The 2,566-nt window shown below is 63.1% G+C and carries 2 protein-coding genes; both read right to left on the bottom strand.

Annotation, left to right across the window (positions count from 1 at the left end):
• Positions 1 to 94 precede the first annotated feature (94 nt).
• Positions 95 to 1,558, bottom strand: coding sequence for a UdgX family uracil-DNA binding protein (locus Q0L57_RS12300; RefSeq protein WP_296742991.1), 1,464 nt, complete (start codon positions 1,556 to 1,558; stop codon positions 95 to 97).
• A 3-nt stretch (positions 1,559 to 1,561) separates the two neighbouring features.
• Positions 1,562 to 2,566 (bottom strand): putative DNA modification/repair radical SAM protein (locus tag Q0L57_RS12295; RefSeq protein WP_296742989.1); only part of this gene is annotated, 1,005 nt, incomplete at its 5' end.

Raw genomic sequence — 2,566 nt, 5'->3', positions numbered from 1 at the left:
CATACACCTGAACCAACACACAGGATCCTCGGGTCAAGCCCGAGGATGACGAAGCGACGGACGTTTCGGCGAATCTTCAACGTTGCACGATCGATCAAGCAGCCATCAGCTGCTTCACCTTCCGCATATCCTGCAAAAACCGCTCGCGCTCGGCTTCCTTCTCCTCCTGCTCCCGAATACGCAGGATGAAGGATGGGTGGATGGTGAGAAACACACGCAGCCCGTCGTCGCGCTCGACCACGTCGCCGCGCATCCTGGTGATGGGCACCGCCTTCCCGAGCAGCGATTGCGCCGCCGTCGCGCCAAGCGCCACCACGAGCTTCGGCTTGATGAGATCGAGCTCCTTATCCAGCCACCAGCGGCAGGTCTGGATCTCGCCGGCATTGGGCTTGGAGTGGATGCGTCGCTTGCCGCGTGGCTCGAATTTGAAGTGCTTCACCGCGTTGGTCACATAGACCTTGCGCCGGTCGATTTCGGCCTCTTCCAGGATACCGTCAAAGACCTTGCCGGCCGGGCCGACAAACGGTTTGCCGGCCAGATCCTCCTGATCGCCGGGCTGTTCGCCGACGAAGATCACGTCCGCATTCTCCGGCCCTTCGCCGAACACGGTCTGCGTCGCGTCGCGCCAGAGCCGGCAGCGATGGCAGCCTTTCGCCAGGTTGCGCAGTTCGGGGATCGTGTCGGCGGTTTCCGTTTCATCGCCATCGTCCGGCTTCGGCCAGTGCTTGGCCTGCACCTTGGCATGGTGCGGCGCCGGCGTGGTTGGCATACGGGCGATCATGGCTGATGTGGCTCTGTCCGCTCCTGCTATCAGACCTGGAATGAGCGAGGCCTCCGGAAGGTTCCGCCAGTATTTCTTTGGCATCTCCTTCTGCATTGCCTTCACCTTGAGGCGCGCCGGATTGAAGATGTTTTCGAAATAGGTCCGCCACAGCGCTTCCGTGTCGTCCTCGGCGGGTGCGTCGCGCTTGCTGGCGCCCGGGCCAATCGCCAGCCGCTCGCCGTCCCAGTCGGCGGAGGCATGCGGCGTCAGAATCGTCCAGCGCATCCCTGTGAAACGCCGCACGAAGAAATCGGCATTGCGCTCGACGATGAAATGCTCGGGCTCGAACCAGGCGACGTAGCGTTCGTCCGCACCCTCGCCTATCTTTCGGAAGCGCACGAAGGCCTGCATCTTGTGGATGTCGCGCCCCACGGCCTTCTCCATGGCCTCCAGCCGCCGGATATCCGGATCGGAGGCGATGGAGAGCAGTTTCGGCTCGGATCGCAACCGCCAGAGCAACCGATAGAGGAAGCCAAAGCGCTCCGGGTCGCAATGGCAGATGATGGTCTCGGCGCGCTCGACGAACTCACGCGGCACCGCCAGCCGTACACCGGGCGGGCAATCCGGCAAACCGCTGCCGCCTTGATCCGCTCCGGGATCAACCTGCCATGCGGCATCCTCGGGCGGGATGTCGTTTGTCGCCAACTGCCGCGCGGCATCGCGCCAACCGGCGAAGTCGGTCTCGCTCTCAAGGCGCACGAGATGGTCTGCAAGGTTGAGCTGGGCTCTTGCCATGGGTTAAAACAGCGAAAGCTGCTCGCAGGAACGAGTGACGGTTTCACGCAGGCCGGCCTTGTCGGTCAGCGCGCCGGGCGACCATCCTTCCGCGATGATGAAGGGCCGCAGCTTGGCGACCGAGTGACAGAGCCGGCCGACATCCTCGAGCCGCAGCCGGCGATAGCGCCGCGTTTCCAGAATCTTGTCGATCACCTTGGTGCCCAGCCCTGGCACGCGCAGCAGCGCCTCCCGTTCGGCACGGTTGATGTCGACCGGGAACCGGCCGCGGTTGCGCAGCGCCCAGGCAAGCTTGGGGTCTATGGCAAGGTCGAGCATGCCGTCGCGGCTGCCCGCCAGGATCTCGGGCTGCGAGAAGCCGTAGAAACGCATCAGCCAGTCCGCCTGATAGAGGCGATGCTCGCGCATCAGCGGCGGCTTCTGCAGCGGCAGTGTCAAGGATGAATCGGGAATCGGGCTGAAGGCGGAGTAGTAGACACGGCGCAGGTGATAGCTGCCATAGAGCCGAGCGCTGGCGCGCAGGATGCCGTCGTCGGAAGTCCGGTCCGCACCGACAATCATTTGCGTGGATTGACCACCTGGCGCGAAGCGCTCACGTTTGCGGCTCTGCAATGTCGGTTCGGCCTTCTCTTCGATCTTGCGGCGCAGCTTCGCCATTGAAAGCCGGATCGTTTCCGGCTTCTTTTCCGGGGCGAGCATCTTCACGCCTTCGTCGGTCGGCAGTTCGACATTGATCGACAGGCGGTCGGCATAAAGGCCGGCCATCTCGATCAGTTCAGCCGACGCTTCGGGTATGGTTTTCAGGTGAATATAGCCGCCGAACTTTTCCTCGATCCTGAGCCGGCGCGCTACCTCGACCATCTCGCCCATCGTCTCGTCTGGCGAACGGATGACCCCGGAGGACAGGAACAGCCCTTCGATGTAATTGCGGCGATAGAAATCCATGGTGAGCGTCACCACGTCCTCGACGCTGAAGCGGGCGCGTCGCACGTTGGAGGACGAGCGATT

The sequence above is a fragment of the Mesorhizobium sp. genome (genome assembly GCF_024509055.1).
In the GTDB taxonomy this organism is placed as follows: Bacteria; Pseudomonadota; Alphaproteobacteria; order Rhizobiales; family Rhizobiaceae; genus Mesorhizobium.
This window is presented reverse-complemented; position numbering and strand designations above follow the sequence as displayed.

What these genes read in the sequence shown, in the direction of transcription:
- Q0L57_RS12300 (WP_296742991.1), bottom strand. Translation starts at nt 1,558, where the DNA reads ATGGCAAGAGCCCAGCTCAACCTTGCAGACCATCTCGTGCGCCTTGAG.